Here is a 16,778-nt window from a genome sequence, read left to right as displayed (position 1 = left end):
TTATAGACGTTTCTTCGGCGCCTTGGCGTCAAACCGTGCTGACGAGCCAGTGTTTGCTGTCGATCAGTTCTTCGAGCTCGACAGGATCCTTGACGCCGAATTCATACCATTCGACGAGCTCCTTCGCCTTGCGGCTGCTCTCCTCTGCGGTCAGCTCGATCTGATATCTTTCGCACCACCGCCGAAGGATCGACGTCAGCAGCGTCATGTCATTGCCGTCAAGCGGATCTTTCGGCCAGAATATCGTGCCCATCGTACCCCTCAATCACACGATGACGAACGGCGCATAATGGAATGAAAACTGCGCAAGTTTAAAGTGTTATTTTTTGTTTTGCGCCGTGATGAGATTGGCGACAGGAACAGGGCCGCGAGCGGCGTTCTTGCGGGCATGCCGGGGCGATGTCATGTTAGGGCATGGATCTGCCGTCTCCCCTTGCTTGGCTGGTTGACGAGGCCGCGGCCTCGCCCGGTCCCGAACGGTTTCTGGCCGCGCTCGGGCGCCGGCTGTTGGCTAACGGCCTGCCGCTTTCGGGCGGCGCGCTGACGCTGTCGGTACCGCATCCGATCATCGCGCGGCGCACCTGGCTGTGGCGGGCCGAGACCGGGGCGGTCATCGAGGCGCTGGCCTTCGCTGCGGCTCCACAGAACGAGGCCGGCCGCGAGTGGCTGGCCGGGCTCGGGCCGGTCTGGGAGGAGAGGATCGGGCCTTCGCCGGATGACCCCATGCTCGGCTGGGCGGGCATAGCCGACGGGGCAGGGGCGGAGGCCTTCGCTCCCGATGCAGCCGCCCGGCTGCGGGAGGTCGCGCGTTTTGCCGCCGCGCCGCTTGCCGCACTTGCGGCGCGGGAGGCGCGGACGGCGCTGCTCGAAGCCTATCTCGGCCGGCGCAGTGCGGCCCGGGTTCAATCAGGCGCGCTCGCCCGCGGCAGCGGCGAAACCATCCGTGCCGCTCTTCTCTGCGCCGATCTGCGGGATTTCACCGCGCTTTCTGAAGTCACCGAGCCGCATGCGATGATCGCCGCGCTCGACGCCTATTTCGACCGCGTCGCCGGCGCCGTGCACGCCTTCGGCGGCGAGGTGCTGAAATTCATCGGCGACGGCGTGCTGGCGATCTTTCCCGTTACGACAGGCGCCGAGGCCCGGGGCGATCGCGACGCCTGCGAGGCGGCGCTGAGGGCGGTCGCGGCCAGCCGCGCCGGCATGATCCATCTCGACCGGATGCGTGAGGCGGAAGGTCTGGCGCCGCTGCCCTTCGGCGCCGCGCTGCATTTCGGCGAGATCCTCTGGGGCAATATCGGCGCGGCCGACCGGCTGGATTTCACCGCCATCGGCCCGGCGGTCAATCTGGTCAGCCGGCTGGAAGGGCTTTGCAAGCCGCTCGGCCGCAGCGTGCTGATCTCGGGCGCCGTGGCGGCGAACACGGCGACGACGCTGATACCGCTCGGAGAGCAGAGTTTGCGCGGTATCGCCGAGCCTTGCGCGGTCTTCACCCTGCGGGAAGATTGAGCCTGCGGGCAGGTGCACCATTTATGCAAAGAAATATTTGCAAAGATATATTTGCAATTGTATATTTGGCTCCATGAAAGATCAGCGCTCCCAACCTGCCGCAGATGCCGCCTCCCGCACCGTCAGCCGGGTCGTGCCCGAGCCGACCGCGCTGAAGGCGCTCGCCCATCCTGTCCGGCTGCGCATGCTCGGCATGCTCCGGATCGATGGGCCTGCCACGGCGACGCAGCTCGCGGCGCGGCTCGGCCTGAACAGCGGGGCGACGAGCTATCATCTGCGCCAGCTTGCGCAATACGGCTTCATCGAGGAGGCGCCGCATGCATCGAGGCGCGACCGCTGGTGGCGTGCCAGCCACGAGCTGACCTCGGTGCCGCCGAGCGAGGCCGAAGGAGAGGGGCTCGATCTCGACATCGCCTTCAATCAGGCGGCCCTCTCCCTGCAGGTCGGCCAGATGCAGCAGGCGTTGGAGGAATATGCCGAGTTGCCGGCCGAATGGCGCAAGGCGACGGCTGCCGACGACATCATCATCCCGATGACGGCTGATCAAGCCGAGGCTCTGACGAAACGGCTGACCGGCATCATCCTGGAAGCCATGCGGGCAGCCCCCCCGCTGGGCGAGGCGGCGTCTCGGGATCCCGGCATGGTTCCCTTCTACGTCATGCTGCACGCCTTCCCCTATCCGGGCCGCGTTCCGCATCGCGAGGGGGAGGATGAGCCGTGAGGAGGGGCAGGCCTTTCCTGGCGCTCGCCGCTGCCGAGACGTGTTCGCTTTCCGGCACGCGGCTATCGACCATCGCTATTCCCTGGCTGGTGCTGAGCACGACGGGCAGCCCTGTCCTGACAGGGCTGACGGCGATGATGGAGATGCTGCCCTATGTCGTCGCCAAGGCGCTCGGCGGGCCGCTGATCGACCGCGTCGGCGCCAGGCGCATCGCCATCGTCTGCGATAGCGCTTCGGTGGCCGTGGTCGGGCTGGTGCCGCTGTTCGATCTTTTCGGCATGCTGACTGTGCCGATGCTGCTGCCTGTTGTCTTTGCCATGGGCGTGCTGCGTGGGCCTTCCGACGCGGCCAAGCAGGCAATGGTTCCCGATATCGCCAGGCTCGCGAAGGTGCCGCTCGAACGGGTGACCGGCGTCGCCAGCGCGATCGAGCGGCTGGCCTCGACGGCGGGCGCCGCCGGCGCCGGCGCGCTGATCGGGCTGATCGGCCCGGGTCAGGCGCTCCTCGTCAATGCCGCCACCTTTGCCGCCGCCGCGCTGATCGTCGCAGTCGGCATTCCCGGGATACGGGGCGCGCCCGAGCTATCCGGCGCACCCGGTGCCCGACTGGTCGAAAGGGCTTCTTATCTCGACGATCTCCGGGAAGGCTGGCGCTTTCTGCGCGGCGATGCGGTGCTCGTCAGCATCGTCGCCATGGTGGCGATCACCAATCTGCTGGATCAGGCCTATCATGCGGTGCTGCTGCCCGTCTGGACACGCGATTCCGGCCATGGTCCGGAACTGCTGGGAGCGATGTTTGCGGCATTCGCCGGCGCGTCGATCGCAGGTGCGGCGATTGCCGCGGCAATCGGCGAGCGGATGCCGCGCCTGATGGTCTATACCGTGGCATTCCTGTTGACCGGTTTTCCCCGCTTTCTCGTTGTTGCGCTGGATGCGCCGCTCGGCCTTGTCTTTACGACCCTGGCCATCGCAGGATTCGCCTCGGGCTTCCTCAACCCGATCCTCTCGGCGGTGATCTTCGAGCGCATTCCCAAGCCGCTGACCGGCCGCGTCACCTCCATGAACGCCGCTCTCTGCTTCGCCCTCATTCCTTTCGGCGGCCTCGTGGGCGGCGCTCTGATCAGCACCATCGGTCTTGCCGCGGCGCTGCTGCTCACCGGGTTTGCCTATCTCGCCGCGTCCCTCCTTCCCCTTGGCCTGAAAAGTTTCCGCGGTTTCGACAGATCGGTTGCCGATGCCGGTGCTTCCGTATCAAGGCGATGAGCGCGCGCCCGCTCTCTCTTGCCCCAGCGCCTCGACCAACAGATCGATAAAACGGTGGATGCGCGGTTCCAGCAGGCGCTTGTCGGGATAAAGCGTGACGATCTTTGTGTCATCGGCTTCCAGTTCGGGCAGGACCTGCCGAAGATGCCCGGCGGCGAGATCGCCGGCGATGAGGAAATCGGGCAGGAGCGCGATGCCCAATCCCGCCCGGGCAGCGTCGCGGATCGCCTCGCCGCTATCGAGCCTCAGGCGGCTGCGCCCCTGCGCCTTGATCCAGGAACTGCCCTTGCCGCGAAAACGCCAGCCCTGCCTCTGGTTGCGGCTGGTGAAAATCAGGCAGTCGTGGGCTGCGAGATCGTCGATATCGCGTGGCTCGCCGCGCGCGGCGAGATAGGAGGGCGAGGCGCAGAGGCGCGTCCTGTAGGTGGCGATCACATGCGAGACCAGCCGGGAGTCCGACGCAGTTGCGCCGATTCGGATCGCCAGATCGAAGCCTTCCTCGATGATGTCGGCGAGACGATCGGTGAAGCTCATCTCCACCTGGATGTCGGGCCAGGTCCGAAGGTATTTTTCCAGCAGAGGCAATATGACGAGCCGTCCGAAGGCATCGGGTAGGGTGAGCCTGAGAACGCCGCGCGGCATGCCGCTCTGGCCTCCCACGCTCGCTTCCGCCTCGTCGACCGATGCGAGAATCTGCAGGCCGTGCTCGTAAAAGACCCGCCCTTCATCGGTCAGGCTTAGCGTTCTCGTCGTGCGGTTGAGCAGACGCGCGGCGAGCCGCTCTTCCAGGCGGATGACCGCCTTTCCCGCCGCCGAGCGGGACAGGCCCATGGCCTGGCCGCCGGCAATAAAGCTTCCGGCATCGACGACGGCCATGAAGATCAGGATATCGTTCAGGTTCGTGCGCGGCATCAGGCAACTCGAGCGGTTCGGTCCCAGCCATAAGTCGGTCAGTCATGCAACCGATTCAAGGCTCGGACCATCAACGCTCACGACGCCTGTAAGGTCCCGACACTTCGCAATTGAGGCGTTGGAACGGGGCTACAGCATATCGCCGAGGCTCCAATGGTTGTTCCATCGGGCGTCGATCTCGTCGTCGACATTCTGATATCTGATGTCGGTCGAGAGGCGCAGCCTTCGGCCGCGATCCTGGTTGGTGGTCGAGGCGTGGATCATGTAAGGTGAGTGGAGCACGACGTCACCGGCCTCATAATCGGCGGCGAGCCAGCGGGTGTCGAAGCGCTCCGCCATATCCGGGAGATCCTTCGAGACCCAGCCGCCTTCCGTCATGTGGCTGTTATAGGCGCTGATCCGCTCTTCAGGCGAAAGATCGCCGCTAGCGGCGTGGAACTCGGCCTCCATCTTGACTCCAAGTGCGTGCGAGCCTTCGAGGTAGACCAGGCCGCCCATCTCCGAGGGGATATCGCCGATCGGGATCCAGGCAGTCACCAGGCGGCTGGTGCCGCCGCGGAGATAGACGAGATCGTAGTGGGCGGGGGTGGCAGTCGGCGAACCGGGCTGAGTGAAACGCATGATCTTGCGCTTGTGCAGGTAGGAGATGCCCTGCAGAAATTCGTCCATGAAGCGGGTGAGCGGTGGTTGCGCGCAAAAGCCTTCATAGGCGGCGGAGCGGACAAGCGACATCAGGAGCCGGTTCGCCAGGCTCCAGTCGACGTCGGTGGCCGAGGCGATCCCTTGCGAAAAATCGCTGCCGGGCTCGACCAGTCCTGTCACCGCGAGGCGTTCGAACACCCAGCCGCGGAAGTCGATGATGTCGGCCCAAGGCAGAAGACCTTTCAGCCAGACATAGCCATCGTTCTGGTAACGGCGGCGGATGGCGTCGATACCGATGGCGGGGTCGGTCGGTGTGAGCCAGCCCGTCCGTTCCGCCGGCAAGCTTTTGCCGTGGGCGGCAAGAGGAAATTCCGGTGTTCGGGTCTGCATGGTTTTGGCGGCAATCGACATTTCAGCCTTCCCCAGCTTGAATTGATTTGCCATCAATTAGCTGATCTGCAGGGATAACCGACATGGAGGAAATTCATAGCTGGACTTTTCGCTCATCATGAAAAACGCCGAGGCCATTTATAGAACGCCGCTTGGCGCGGCCGGCGGACTGGCGGTCACCGGCAGCGGCAGGCAGCATGCCCGCCATGCGGTGACCGAGCGAAAACTTCCGAGTTTCGCCGTCGTGCTGGTGGAGCGCGGGCAGGGCTGGCTGGAAACCGCCGCCAGCGGCCGCCTCAGCCTGACCGGACCTGCGCTGTTCTGGCTGTTTCCCAACCGCGCGCATTCCTACGCTCCCGACGAAGGCGGCTGGGACGAGCGCTGGGCGCTTTTCGAAGGATCCTTCCCGCGGGACTTCGTCAGGCTGAGGATCATTGCCGAGCACCATCCGGTCGTGCCCCTGCATCATCTCGATGAGTTGGCGCGGCTCTTCGGCAAGCTTCATGCCGATCTGCTTGACGATACCAATCTTGGGCAGGCGTCGGCGGCACTGATGCTGCATCAGATCGTCATCGCAGCCGCCAGACAGGCAATCGATGCAGTCGATCGGCGCCAGGCAGGGGCTGATATGGCCGACATCGTCGAAACGCTACGGCGGCGGGCGATGCAGCCGCTCGATCTTGCTGCCTTCGCCGCCGAGCACGGCATGTCGCCGGCCACGCTGCGCCGGCGGTTCACGCTTGAAACCGGATTGCCTCCCAAGGCATTTCAGCTTCGGGTGCGCATGGATCATGCCAAACAGCTGCTGGCAACCACCGACGAAAAGATCGAAACGGTTGCCGCCATGATCGGCCTGGATGATCCATTTTATTTTTCACGCATCTTTCACGAACGCGAAGGCTGCAGTCCCCGCGAATTCCGTGCGCGATATCTGCGGGGTTGAAAATGGCAGGTGTCAGCGCCAGCCGAGCGCCGGGGCGACGTGGGTCAGGATCGCTTCGATGACATGGGCGTTGTAGGCGACGCCGAGCTGGTTGGGGACGGTAAGCAGCAGCGTGTCGGCCTCGGCGATCGCCTGGTCCTCGGCGAGCTGCCGGATCAGGACGTCGGGTTCGGCGGCATAGCTGCGGCCGAAGATCGCCCGGGTCTTCTCGTCGAGGAAACCGATCTTGTCGTCCTCGTCGTTGCCGTAGCCGAAATAGGCGCGATCGCGGTCGTCGACCAGCGCGAAGATGCTGCGGCTGACGGAGACGCGTGGCTGGCGCGTGTGACCGGCCGCCTTCCAGGCCTCGCGGTAGGCGCGGATCTGGTCAGCCTGCTGGACGTGAAACGGCTCTCCCGTTTCGTCGTCCTTCAGCGTTGAGCTCTGCAGGTTCATGCCGAGCTTGGCCGCCCAGACGGCGGTGGCGTTGGAGCTTGCGCCCCACCAGATCCGCTCGCGCAGCCCCTCCGAATGCGGTTCGAGGCGCAGGAGGCCCGGCGGGTTCGGAAACATCGGCCGCGGGTTGGGCTTGGCAAAACCTTCGCCGCGCAGCACTTCGAGGAATACTTCGGCGTGGTGGCGGGCCATGTCAGCCTCGCTCTGGCCTTCGGGCGGCGCATAGCCGAAATGGCGCCAGCCATCGATCACCTGCTCGGGCGAGCCGCGGCTGATGCCGAGCTGCAGCCGGCCGCCGGCGATGAGATCGGCGGCACCCGCATCCTCGGCGATGTAGAGCGGGTTTTCGTAGCGCATGTCGATAACAGCGGTGCCGATCTCGATCCGGCTGGTTCTCGCGCCGACGGCTGATAGCAGCGGGAAGGGCGCGGCGAGTTGGCGGGCAAAATGATGCACCCGAAAATACGCGCCATCCGCACCGAGCTCTTCGGCTGCGACGGCAAGGTCGATCGATTGCAGCAGCGCATCACCCGCCGAGCGCGTCTGCGATTGCGGCGAGGGCGTCCAATGCCCGAACGAGAGGAAACCGATCTTCTTCATGCCGATGCCGCACCTTGAGCTGTTGTGCCTGTGGTCGATGGGTCATGACACAATTCCGGCCTTGAAGACAGTCGGGGATGAGGGCTTTTGTTTTGGGCCGATTGCGGTCGCTCGAACATCGCAACGACTAGCGGAAACCTGCGCGGATTAGTATCGTTGCTTAGCGGGTTGCGCCACTCGCATCACAGCGCGATTGCATCAACGCGCTTCACTATTTGCCAGAGGCTGCATGAGAATCATAAATAATACAACGGTGTCCCGGGCAATCGGGTGTATTCTCGGTCAACTGGCAGGGGATGCACTTGGCTCGCTGGTGGAATTTCAGACGCCTCAAGAAATACGCCAAAAATATCCCCATGGCGTTCGCGAAATTCATGATGGTGGCGCTTGGAACACCATTGCCGGTCAACCAACCGATGACTCCGAGATGGCGCTGGCTTTGGCCAGATCGATCGTCGCAGAAGGAATATATGTTCAGGACGCTGCCCGACGGGCCTATGAAGACTGGCTGGCATCCAAGCCTTTCGACATTGGCCGGACGGTGTACAATGGAATTCGTTACGAGCCTGATCACCAAAGCCAAGCCAACGGTGCGCTCATGCGTGTGTCACCTCTCGGCATTTTTGGATCTCAGTTTTCAACCGAACAGGTCGGGTTGTGGGCGGAACAGGACGCCATCATCACACATCCGAACCCTGTGTGCCGGCAGATCAACAATCTCTTTACTCGCGCGCTATCCTACTCGATTGCCGAAGGCCCGACGCCTCGAGATGTTTATCAGGCGGTCAGAAAATGGTCCGATGAGCTTGGTGTCGATCCCAGCATTCGTGATGCAATCACCGCCGCCGAAAAGGAACCGCCAAAGGACTTCGTGAATCAACAAGGCTGGGTCCTGATCGCATTTCAGAATGCCATTTTTCAATTGCTGCATTCGAATTCCTTGGAAGACGGCGTCGTGAGCACCGTCTCAAACGGTGGCGATACGGATACGAACGCGGCGATTGCCGGAGCGCTGCTCGGTGCGATTCATGGGGAGTGCGCAATTCCCAGCCAATGGCGTGAAACGATACTTTCCTGCCGACCACACGAGGGAAACCCAAAGGTCATGCATCCAAGGCCTGAACTATATTGGCCGGTTGACTGCATCGAGCTGGCCAGCCAGTTGTTGAAGAAGGCTGGTTAACAATGCCGTACCCATCCGCGGATTTGGCATGGCCGATGCGGCGATCAATATGTGAACTCAAGCCAAAGGCGAGGCAATCGCCGTAAGTGCCAGGAAATGAGTCGGATTTTCTGTCGGCAGTATTCAGATCCGCCGCGGCGATACGGACTTCACCTGGCTCCCAACAGGTTCTAAAAATGAAGCATGCGCTACACGTTCGCCATCGGTGATATCCACGGCTGTATCGATCCACTGAATAGGATGATCGATCGTATCGAGGCTTATGCGTCCGAAGGCACGATCGTCTTCCTTGGCGACTATATCGATCGCGGGCCGGACAGCAAAAGTGTCCTCGACTGTGTCATTGCAGGCACGTCCGACCGGTGGCGATGGATCTGCCTCAAAGGCAATCATGAGGACATGATGGTTGCCGCCTATGCCGACAGCGACAGCAGAGACGTGTGGATCAGCAACGGCGGACTTGAAACCGAAATGTCCTATGATGGCAGGGTTCTGCCTCAGCATTTGCAATGGGCTGACGATCGTCCCCTCATGCATGTGGATCGATATCGCATCTTTGTCCATGCCGGCGTTGTTCCGGAATTTCCGCTGCAACGGCAGACCAAGCGCGATCTTCTCTGGCTACGGTTTCCTCCCGGTGAGACCGGCGATTATTGGGGCAAACATCTGGTCCACGGCCATACGCCTTCACTGTCCAATCCGGTGACGACAGGAAACCGCACCAACATCGATAGCGGCTGCGTCTTCGGCGGCAAGCTATCATGCGCGGTGTTCGACGATGACGTTGCCGGCGGGCCGATCGACTTTATCGAGGTGAAGGCCTGAATGCGGCGCGTCGGTAAAGGTGGTGAGCCAGAGACGGCGGAGTGGAGCAGTACGGAACGAGGAATCGATCGCCGCCCTGGCCCGCCAGAAGAAGGTTTGGCGAAAACGCACCCGATCTCCGTCATTCCTGTCCTCGGGTCGAAGCCAGACAGGAATGACGGAGGAGAGATGTCGCGGCGCCGGCACCATCACCTCCGGTTCGAGCCTCGCCGGCCGGCGGCGAGACGCAGCCAGGGCGTCAGGTGGAAGCTGCTCATCAACAGGTACATCACCAGCATTCCGCCGATCGGGAAGGCATTCTGCGTCGTGGTGCAGATCATGTCGGCGCTGCCGGTGGCGGCCGTCAGCAGCGCCATGAGCGCGAAGGTTGGGGCGGCGGCGAGTGATAGCCAGTCCGCAGCATGGGCGACGATCCCGCCGCCTGGGCGAGGACCGCTCGGCTTAACGGCTGTTCCGTCTGCGGCGGCGACCAGTGAGAGCCATTCCGCGGCGTTGAGAGAAGCATTGCCGTCGCCTCTCTTGGGAGTGTGGGCGGAAAGCAGCATCTCCGTTACTCCTTGCCGTAGCGGTCGTGATGGCGCCACCAGATGCCGGTTTCGTTGCGGCCCTTGGGTGCCCGGTCGAGCCATTGGTACATGCCCCAGAGCCCGTCCAGCCCGCGGGCATAGCTGGAATAGCTATGATAGACGGCGCCGTCGATGAGTTCGAAGGCGCTGACGCCGGGCCGGTCACGGGTGTAGGTCATGACATCGGTGCCCGTCATGGCGGCAATCTGGCCTACCGGGCCTTCTCCTTCAGGCTGCTGCCATTGCTGCACGATTTGGCCGGCGAGCGGTTCGGAGGCGGGCGGCTCACGCCGGTAATTGTATTCTATATCGCCTCGGCGCTGGTCGTCGGCGCTGAACCAGACGCTAAAATCGCCGTTGAAATCGCTGCCGAAGGACGAGGCCCAGGGGAAGCTCCAGCCCATGCGCCGCCTGAAAGCCTGAAGCTTCGCGAGCGGCGCGCGCGACACCGCCCAGAAGGCGACATCGTGGTTTTCGAGATGGATGAAGAAGCCGTTGAAACCATCGGCGATCGAGGAGCAGGACGGGCATCCGGCGGCATAATCGGGGCCGAACATGAAGTGATAGACGAGAAGCTGTGAACGTCCGCCGAAGAGGTCTTTCAGCGAGACGTTGCCGTCTTCGGTGTCGAAGCGGTATTCCTTATCGATCCCGACACGCGGCAATTGCTGGCGTTTCAACGCCAGCGCGTCGCTCTGCCTAGTCAGCTCCTTTTCCTCCTCGAGCAGATCGAGCCTTGCTGCCAGCCACTGCTGGCGTGTTGCGTTCAACTGTGCCGTCATGGGGTCTTCTCCTTTGCCTGTCTGTCGTCGTAGCATCCGGCGCAGGGTTGCCTGCCGGTCTCACGCAGATTACGGCCGGGCAGGGAAATGGCGGGAGTGACAAGTGTGACGGGATTTGAATGGACTCGCTGATCACAGCCGCGGCACGGGCGCTGGCGACGGGCGATGCACTCGGCGCGCTGAAGCGGGTGGCGTTGCGCGACGATGCGCCGGCGCTGGCGCTGCGCGGTATCGCGATGGCCCAGCTCGGCGATCTCGTCCGCGCCAAGGCGCTCTTGAAGAGTGCGGCGCGCGCCTTTGGCCCGCGGGAGGCGGTGGCGCGGGCGCGCTGCGTGGTCGCCGAGGCCGAGATCGCGCTCGTTTCGCGCGATCTCATCTGGCCGCCGAAGGCGTTGGAATCTGCGCGCAGGGTGCTGGAAGCGCATGGCGACAGGGTCAATGCCGCCCATGCGGGCAATGTCACGATCCGCCGGCTGGTGCTGATCGGCCGCCTCGACGAGGCTGAACGCGCGCTCGCAGCACTCGATCCGACGCCGCTGCCGCCGGCCCTGCGGGCTGCCCACGAACTGGTGGCGGCTGGCATCGCCGTCCGGCGCCTGCGGACTTCGGCGGCGCGATTGGCGCTCGACAGGGCAGGGCTTGCGGCGCGCGCGGCCGATATCCCGGCTTTGACGGCGGAGGTCGAAGCCGCCGCCCTGGTGCTCGACACTCCCGCGGCGCGGCTGATGTCGTGCGGCCAGGAACGGCCGCTGCTGCTGGCCGAGGTGGAAGCGCTGCTTTCCTCCGGCACGCTCGTCGTCGATGCCTGCCGTCATGTGGTGTGGAACCTGGGCTCCGCCGTCTCGCTGGCGACGCGTCCGGTGCTGTTTGCGCTTGCCCGCACGCTGGCCGAAGCCTGGCCGGGGGATGTGGCAAGGGGCACGCTGATTGCCCGCGCCTTCCGCGGCAAACACGCCGATGAATCGCATCGCGCCCGGCTGCGGGTCGAGATCGGCCGGCTGCGCGCCGAACTGCTCGGGCTGGCGGAAGTTTCGGCGACGAAGCGCGGCTTTGCGCTTTCGCCGCGCGGTGCACTAGAGATTGCCGTGCTGGCGCCGCTCGTGGAAGGTCCTCACGGGGCGGTGCTCGCGTTTCTGGCCGACGGGGAGGCGTGGTCGAGTTCGGCGCTGGCGATCGCGCTTGCCGCCAGCCCGCGCACAGTACAGCGGGCGCTGGATTCCCTGGCTGGAGAAGGCAAGGTGCAATCGCTGGGGCGCGGGCGGGCACGGCGCTGGATGAGCCCGCCGCTGCCTGGTTTCCCGACGATCTTGTTACTCCCCGGGCCGCTGCCGAGCGATTAGGATGGCACGAGTTAAAAGGAGCCTGGGTAACAGGGATGGAAAAGATGAAGAAATCGGCTGCGAATATCCTGCGTGAATATGGACCCTTTCCCGGCGCCGAGCGCGTTAACGGCGTCACCTTCGACGGCGAGCATGTCTGGTTTGCCTCGGGCGACAAACTGAACGCGCTCGATCCCGCAAGCGGCGAGGTGGTGCGCTCGATCGAGGTCGCGTCGCATGCCGGGACGGCTTTCGACGGCGAGTTTCTCTATCAGATCGCCGAGGATGTCATTCACAAGATCGATCCGAAGACCGGCCGTATCCTTTCCACTATTCCGGCGCCCGGCAATGGCGGCGATTCCGGCCTTGCCTGGGCCGAAGGCACGCTCTGGGTCGGCCAGCACCGCGGCCGCAGGATCCATCAGATCGACCCGGAAAGCGGCACGATCCTGCGCACCATCGAATCCAACCGCGTCGTGACAGGCGTCACCTGGGTCGACGGCCAGCTCTGGCACGGCACCTGGGAGGGCGACGACAGCGACGTCAGGCGCATCGACCCCGAAACAGGGGAGGTGCTGGAGCGGCTCGACATGCCCGAAGGCACCGGCGTCTCCGGCCTCGAATCCGACGGCGGCGACTGCTTCTTCTGCGGTGGAGGTGGCAGCGGCAAGATTCGCGCGGTGCGCCGGCCGGGGTGAGAGCGGCGCTATTGGGGCTGAGGGTGGAGCCTCGAAGCACACCGCAAAGCTACTCCTTGCATTGGTTGGATGTCGGAGCACCCGCCTCGTCCTTCGAGGCCCCTGCGGGGCGCCTCAGGATGAGGCTCTCTTGGAGGCATAGACATGCCGCAGACCTCAGGGGCGCGCATAATTCACAGTCCGTCAACCTTTGCGTGTCAATTTCTCGGCGGTAGGCGCCGTCAAAAGGTTGCAGATATTGAAGGTCAGGCTAACATCCCACATTACATTCGTGTTGATGACGCTCACCAGTGCTGCGGCTGTGTTGCTGTGCGGATTTGCCTGGCTCGCCGCGGTGAAGGTCGACGATCTCTCGCTGCGCCGGCAGGCAGACTTTGTCGCCCAAGGATTGGAAGAGCAGATCGCAGCGCTTCCCCGGGAACAGGAAAGCGTCGCCAAATGGGACGACGCCTTCCTCTACGCCAAGCAGCGGAACCATGAATGGCTGCTCGACAATGTCGGCCTGTGGACCAGCCGGTATTTCGGGCACGACCGGACCTATATCTTCGACGACAGCAATCGCCTGATGTTTGCGTTTCGCGACGGGGCGGATGCCATGCCGCCGCGGCTTGGCAGCGACGACGGCCAGGAAATGACCGCTCTCGCCGGAGAGATGCGCGCAGTTCTTGTCGATCAGCCTCAAAAGACCGGCACCAAACCGCTTGGCCAACTGGCGACGGTGCGCATGATCATGATCGGCGACAGGCCGGCGATCGCCAGCGTGCGTCCCATTCTGCCGAGCTCGGCCAGAATGCAGGTCGAGGCGGGCCAGGAGTTCATCGCCGTCTCGGTCAAGTTCATCGATGGAAAAGCCGCCGAAAGCATCGCCCATCATGCACGGCTCGAAGGGTTGCATTTTGCGCCGACGAAAGGTGAGGACGTGCGGGCCCAAGTGCCGGTCTTGTCCCATGATGGCGGCACGATCGGCTATCTCGTATGGCCGCCGATCCTGCCCGGATTCATGCTGCTTCAACAGATTGCGCCCGCGGGACTTGGCTGCCTGGCGCTGCTGATCGCTGTCGTCTTCTGGCTCGGGCGCGGTCTGCATCGCACCTCGCTGATCCTGCTGGACAGCCAGGCTGAGCTCACCCACCACCGCAATCATCTTGAGGAGATGGTGGCCGATCGCACGGCCGAGATCGAACGGCAGCGGGAGGAGCTCGACCGGCTGCTGGCGCACGAACGCCAGGTGAATGCGCTGCAGCGCCAGTTCGTCGCCATGGCATCGCACGAGTTTCGCACGCCGCTCGCAATCATCGACGCCGCCGCCCAGCGGCTCTGCCGCTCGACCACCAATGTCAGCGGCGATTATGTTCACGAAAAGGCCGGCGTGATCCGCAGCGCGGTGGTGCGGATGGTCGATCTGATGGAGAGCATCCTCGCCAGCGGCCGGCTCGAAACCGGACAGATTACGCTGAAGCGGAGCGAAGGTGATCTGAAAGCCTTGCTGGTGATGTGCTGCGACAGACAGCGCCAGCTCAGCCGCTCGCATATGTTCCATCTCGATCTCGAACCCATACCCGAGCGTTTGACCTTCGATCGCAGCGCGATGGAACAGGTCTTCACCAACCTGATTTCGAATGCCGTCAAATATTCGCCCAATGCGCCTGATATCCATGTTCGCGCCCGGGTTGATGAAAAGACGGTGGAGATTTCGATCGCCGACAGCGGCATCGGCATGGATGCGGACGATCTGCCGAAACTGTTCCAGCCCTATTATCGCGCCCGCAGCGCCACGGGCATTGCCGGAACCGGGATCGGCCTCAACGTCGTCAAGCAGGTCGTCGAACTGCATGGCGGCACCGTCGAGGTGACGAGCGAACTCGGCAAGGGCACATCATTTACCATTTTTCTGCCAATAGAGTTTCTATTGGCAGACCAACACATTGCAGCTTAGGGAAAAGCTTATGGTTACAGTCCTGTGCATAGAAGATGAAGTCGAGATCCGGAACCTCCTCGTCGAAGAGTTGAATGAAGCCGGCTACAGGACGCTCGAGGCTTCGAACGGCGCCGAAGGGCTGGAGATGATCCTGTCGAAATGGCCCGACATCGTCATCAGCGATATTTCGATGCCTGTTATGGACGGCCACCAGTTGCTGGCCGAAATTCAGATCAATCATCCTGAGCTCTCCAACATCCCCTTCATCCTGCTGACGGCGCTGACCGACCGGGAAAACACGCTCGCCGGCCTTCGCGCCGGGGCGGCGGACTACCTGACCAAGCCGCTCGACTTCGACCTGCTGCTCGCCAAACTCGAAGGCTGCGTGACGCGGCTGGAGAACGACAAGGCGGTTAATCGGTCGTTTTGAGGTGCGGCGAGTGCCAGCGCTCAACAGAGCCTCCCCCGAGAGATCCTATGGGGCATCTCGGGAGATTGCGGCCTTCAAGAGAGCCTCAGGATGAGGGAGGTTGGAGGATGCCGCACCGTCAATAACGCCGGCAGCAGTTGGCCCGGGCTCCTATGTCTCTTGCCTCCCCAACACATCCCCCAGCACCTCGAACACCCGCGCATCCAGCGTCTGCGACACATTGAACCGCATGAAATTCGTTGCCGTTTGCGACAGGCTGAAGGCGTTGCCGGGGGCCAGCACGATCTTCCTTTCCAGCGCGCCCCGCGCCACATCAGCCGCATCGATGCCGTCGGGCAGCAAGCACCAGAGGAACATGCCAGCCTGGGGTTCCAGCCAGGGCACGATCCCTAAGCCCTTCAGCCTAGCCGAGACCTCGCCCATCGCCCGGGCGAGCCGCTGTCTCAGTATCTCCATGTGTTTGCGGTAGCTGCCGTCGCTCAAGACGTGCAGCACCAGTTCGGCCGTCAACCGGCCGCCGCCGAAGGAGGTGGCGATCTTGAGATCGCTCAGGCCCTCGATCCATTCCGGTTTGGCGGCGACGAAACCGCAGCGGGCCGAGGCCGACAGGGTTTTCGAGAAGCTGCCGATGTGGATGACCCGCTCGAGCCCATCGAAGGCGGCGAGGCGCGGCGCCGGCGCATATTCGAAATCGGCGAAGATGTCGTCCTCGATGATGGTCAGATCGTGCTGATCGGCAAGCTTCAGAAGCCGGTGGGCGGTCACCGGGGACAGCGTTGCGCCCGTCGGATTGTGGATGGCGGAATTGGTGATATAGAGCCGCGGCCGATGTTCGGCGACGACTTGGGCAAACAGCTCGATATCGGGGCCGGACGGCGTGTAGGGTACGCCGACGATCTTTGCCCGGTGGGCGCGCAAGAGCGCGTGAAAATTGAAATAGCAGGGGTCGTCGACCAGCACCGTGTCGCCGGGCTCCAGCAGGAAACGGCAGAGCAGATCGATAGCCTGGGTGCCGGAATCGGCCAGCATGATCTGGTCTGGGGAGGCTTCGATCCCCCGTTCGCCCATGCGCCGCGAAATCAGCTGGCGCAGCGGCGGCAGGCCGAGCGGCGAACCGTAGTCGGCAAGCGCCGGCCCATCGGCGCGGGCAAGCGTCCTCAGCCCGCGGCGCATGCCTTCCGCAGGCAGCCAGGAGGGCGGCAGCCAGCCGCAGCCGGGCTTCAGGTCACGCTCGCCGGCCTCCAGCGATTGCCGCGATATCCAGAAGGGATCGACGGCGCGGTCGAGTTTCGGTCCGGTCTCGGCAAGGGCAAAGGGAGCGGCCTGGTTGGCGACGTAGAATCCCGAGCCGGGTCTTGCCAGGATCGCGCCTTCGGCGACCAGGCGCTCATAAGCGTCGACCACGGTCGAGGTCGACAGCTTCAATGTCGCCGCCAGCCCCCGCACGGAGGGCAGCTTTGCGCCGGGCGTCAAGCTGCGACCGGCGATGCGCTGCCGGATCGTCGCGACGACCGTCTCCACGCGTGTGCGTGCTTCGTTCATCCGTATTGCTTTCTGCACCATAACAGTTTTGCAAAACCGTATCAGACTGTCACTGTCCTGACCATCCGTGTCGGCCGATAAAGGGACGGCAATAATGGAGTGCA

At 63.5% G+C, this 16,778-nt stretch carries 17 protein-coding genes; 10 read left to right on the top strand and 7 right to left on the bottom strand.

Annotated features, from left to right (window positions below):
* Positions 1 to 28 precede the first annotated feature (28 nt).
* Positions 29 to 253, bottom strand: coding sequence for a hypothetical protein (locus AF337_RS30990; RefSeq protein WP_049735174.1), 225 nt, complete (start codon positions 251 to 253; stop codon positions 29 to 31).
* A gap of 161 nt (positions 254 to 414) precedes the next feature.
* On the opposite strand from AF337_RS30990, the gene AF337_RS30985 reads away from it, so the two are divergent.
* From AF337_RS30985 to AF337_RS30975, 3 genes are all read left to right on the top strand, one after another.
* Entirely contained in the window at positions 415 to 1,506 is a 1,092-nt protein-coding gene (locus AF337_RS30985) for an adenylate/guanylate cyclase domain-containing protein (protein WP_049735173.1), read from the top strand.
* A 73-nt stretch (positions 1,507 to 1,579) separates the two neighbouring features.
* Positions 1,580 to 2,227, top strand: coding sequence for an ArsR/SmtB family transcription factor (locus AF337_RS30980; RefSeq protein ID WP_049735172.1), 648 nt, complete (start codon positions 1,580 to 1,582; stop codon positions 2,225 to 2,227).
* A complete protein-coding gene (locus AF337_RS30975; protein ID WP_049735171.1) occupies positions 2,224 to 3,489 on the top strand; it encodes an MFS transporter in 1,266 nt (421 codons plus the stop codon). Before AF337_RS30980 ends, AF337_RS30975 begins: the two co-directional genes overlap by 4 nt.
* Here AF337_RS30975 and AF337_RS30970 read toward each other — a convergent pair.
* Together AF337_RS30970 and AF337_RS30965 are read right to left on the bottom strand one after the other, a co-directional pair.
* Complete coding sequence (locus AF337_RS30970) at positions 3,478 to 4,401, bottom strand: LysR family transcriptional regulator (RefSeq protein ID WP_049735170.1); 924 nt, start codon at positions 4,399 to 4,401, stop codon at positions 3,478 to 3,480. The genes AF337_RS30975 and AF337_RS30970 overlap by 12 nt on opposite strands.
* A gap of 129 nt (positions 4,402 to 4,530) precedes the next feature.
* Positions 4,531 to 5,454, bottom strand: coding sequence for a phytanoyl-CoA dioxygenase family protein (locus AF337_RS30965; RefSeq protein ID WP_049735169.1), 924 nt, complete (start codon positions 5,452 to 5,454; stop codon positions 4,531 to 4,533).
* A 97-nt stretch (positions 5,455 to 5,551) separates the two neighbouring features.
* Here AF337_RS30965 and AF337_RS30960 point away from each other — a divergent pair, with 97 nt between their 5' ends.
* On the top strand, positions 5,552 to 6,376 hold the full coding sequence (locus tag AF337_RS30960) for a helix-turn-helix transcriptional regulator (RefSeq protein ID WP_049735168.1): 825 nt from the start codon (positions 5,552 to 5,554) through the stop codon (positions 6,374 to 6,376).
* Positions 6,377 to 6,388: 12 nt separating this feature from the next.
* Here AF337_RS30960 and AF337_RS30955 read toward each other — a convergent pair whose 3' ends face one another.
* A complete protein-coding gene (locus AF337_RS30955) occupies positions 6,389 to 7,411 on the bottom strand; it encodes an LLM class flavin-dependent oxidoreductase (RefSeq protein ID WP_049735167.1) in 1,023 nt (340 codons plus the stop codon).
* A 229-nt stretch (positions 7,412 to 7,640) separates the two neighbouring features.
* Here AF337_RS30955 and AF337_RS30950 point away from each other — a divergent pair, with 229 nt between their 5' ends.
* The gene (locus tag AF337_RS30950) at positions 7,641 to 8,594 is read left to right on the top strand and encodes an ADP-ribosylglycohydrolase family protein (protein ID WP_049735166.1); all 954 of its coding nucleotides are present in this window, start codon (positions 7,641 to 7,643) and stop codon (positions 8,592 to 8,594) included.
* Between the two features lie 183 nt (positions 8,595 to 8,777).
* Positions 8,778 to 9,419 carry a metallophosphoesterase family protein gene (locus tag AF337_RS30945; protein ID WP_049735165.1) on the top strand — a complete coding sequence of 214 codons (642 nt, stop codon included), beginning with the start codon at positions 8,778 to 8,780 and terminating at the stop codon, positions 9,417 to 9,419.
* 188 nt (positions 9,420 to 9,607) lie between these two features.
* On the opposite strand, the gene AF337_RS30940 is transcribed toward AF337_RS30945, so the two are convergent.
* Both AF337_RS30940 and AF337_RS30935 read right to left on the bottom strand, forming a co-directional pair.
* Positions 9,608 to 9,964 (bottom strand): hypothetical protein, encoded by a 357-nt coding sequence (locus AF337_RS30940; RefSeq protein WP_049735164.1) that lies wholly within the window; start codon positions 9,962 to 9,964, stop codon positions 9,608 to 9,610.
* A 5-nt stretch (positions 9,965 to 9,969) separates the two neighbouring features.
* Positions 9,970 to 10,767, bottom strand: coding sequence for a DUF899 domain-containing protein (locus tag AF337_RS30935; protein WP_049735163.1), 798 nt, complete (start codon positions 10,765 to 10,767; stop codon positions 9,970 to 9,972).
* A 119-nt stretch (positions 10,768 to 10,886) separates the two neighbouring features.
* Between AF337_RS30935 and AF337_RS30930 the strand changes: the two genes are divergently transcribed.
* The 4 genes from AF337_RS30930 (at position 10,887) to AF337_RS30915 (ending at position 15,132) form a co-directional block, all read left to right on the top strand.
* Positions 10,887 to 12,107 carry a hypothetical protein gene (locus tag AF337_RS30930; RefSeq protein ID WP_049735162.1) on the top strand — a complete coding sequence of 407 codons (1,221 nt, stop codon included), beginning with the start codon at positions 10,887 to 10,889 and terminating at the stop codon, positions 12,105 to 12,107.
* A 44-nt stretch (positions 12,108 to 12,151) separates the two neighbouring features.
* A complete protein-coding gene (locus AF337_RS30925; RefSeq protein ID WP_049735161.1) occupies positions 12,152 to 12,784 on the top strand; it encodes a Vgb family protein in 633 nt (210 codons plus the stop codon).
* A gap of 190 nt (positions 12,785 to 12,974) precedes the next feature.
* Complete coding sequence (locus AF337_RS30920) at positions 12,975 to 14,720, top strand: sensor histidine kinase (RefSeq protein ID WP_244471346.1); 1,746 nt, start codon at positions 12,975 to 12,977, stop codon at positions 14,718 to 14,720.
* A 10-nt stretch (positions 14,721 to 14,730) separates the two neighbouring features.
* Positions 14,731 to 15,132: a response regulator gene (locus tag AF337_RS30915; protein ID WP_049735160.1), complete on the top strand. Its 402-nt coding sequence runs from the start codon at positions 14,731 to 14,733 to the stop codon at positions 15,130 to 15,132.
* A gap of 150 nt (positions 15,133 to 15,282) precedes the next feature.
* Here the strand turns inward: AF337_RS30915 and AF337_RS30910 are convergent, their stop codons facing one another.
* Positions 15,283 to 16,695: an aminotransferase-like domain-containing protein gene (locus tag AF337_RS30910; RefSeq protein WP_049735159.1), complete on the bottom strand. Its 1,413-nt coding sequence runs from the start codon at positions 16,693 to 16,695 to the stop codon at positions 15,283 to 15,285.
* Between the last annotated feature and the right edge of the window lie 83 nt (positions 16,696 to 16,778).

This window comes from Rhizobium ecuadorense, from assembly GCF_001187535.1.
Classification (GTDB): Bacteria; Pseudomonadota; Alphaproteobacteria; order Rhizobiales; family Rhizobiaceae; genus Rhizobium; species Rhizobium ecuadorense.
Note: the sequence above shows the minus strand (reverse complement) of the source record. Positions and strands in the feature narration are given on the sequence as shown.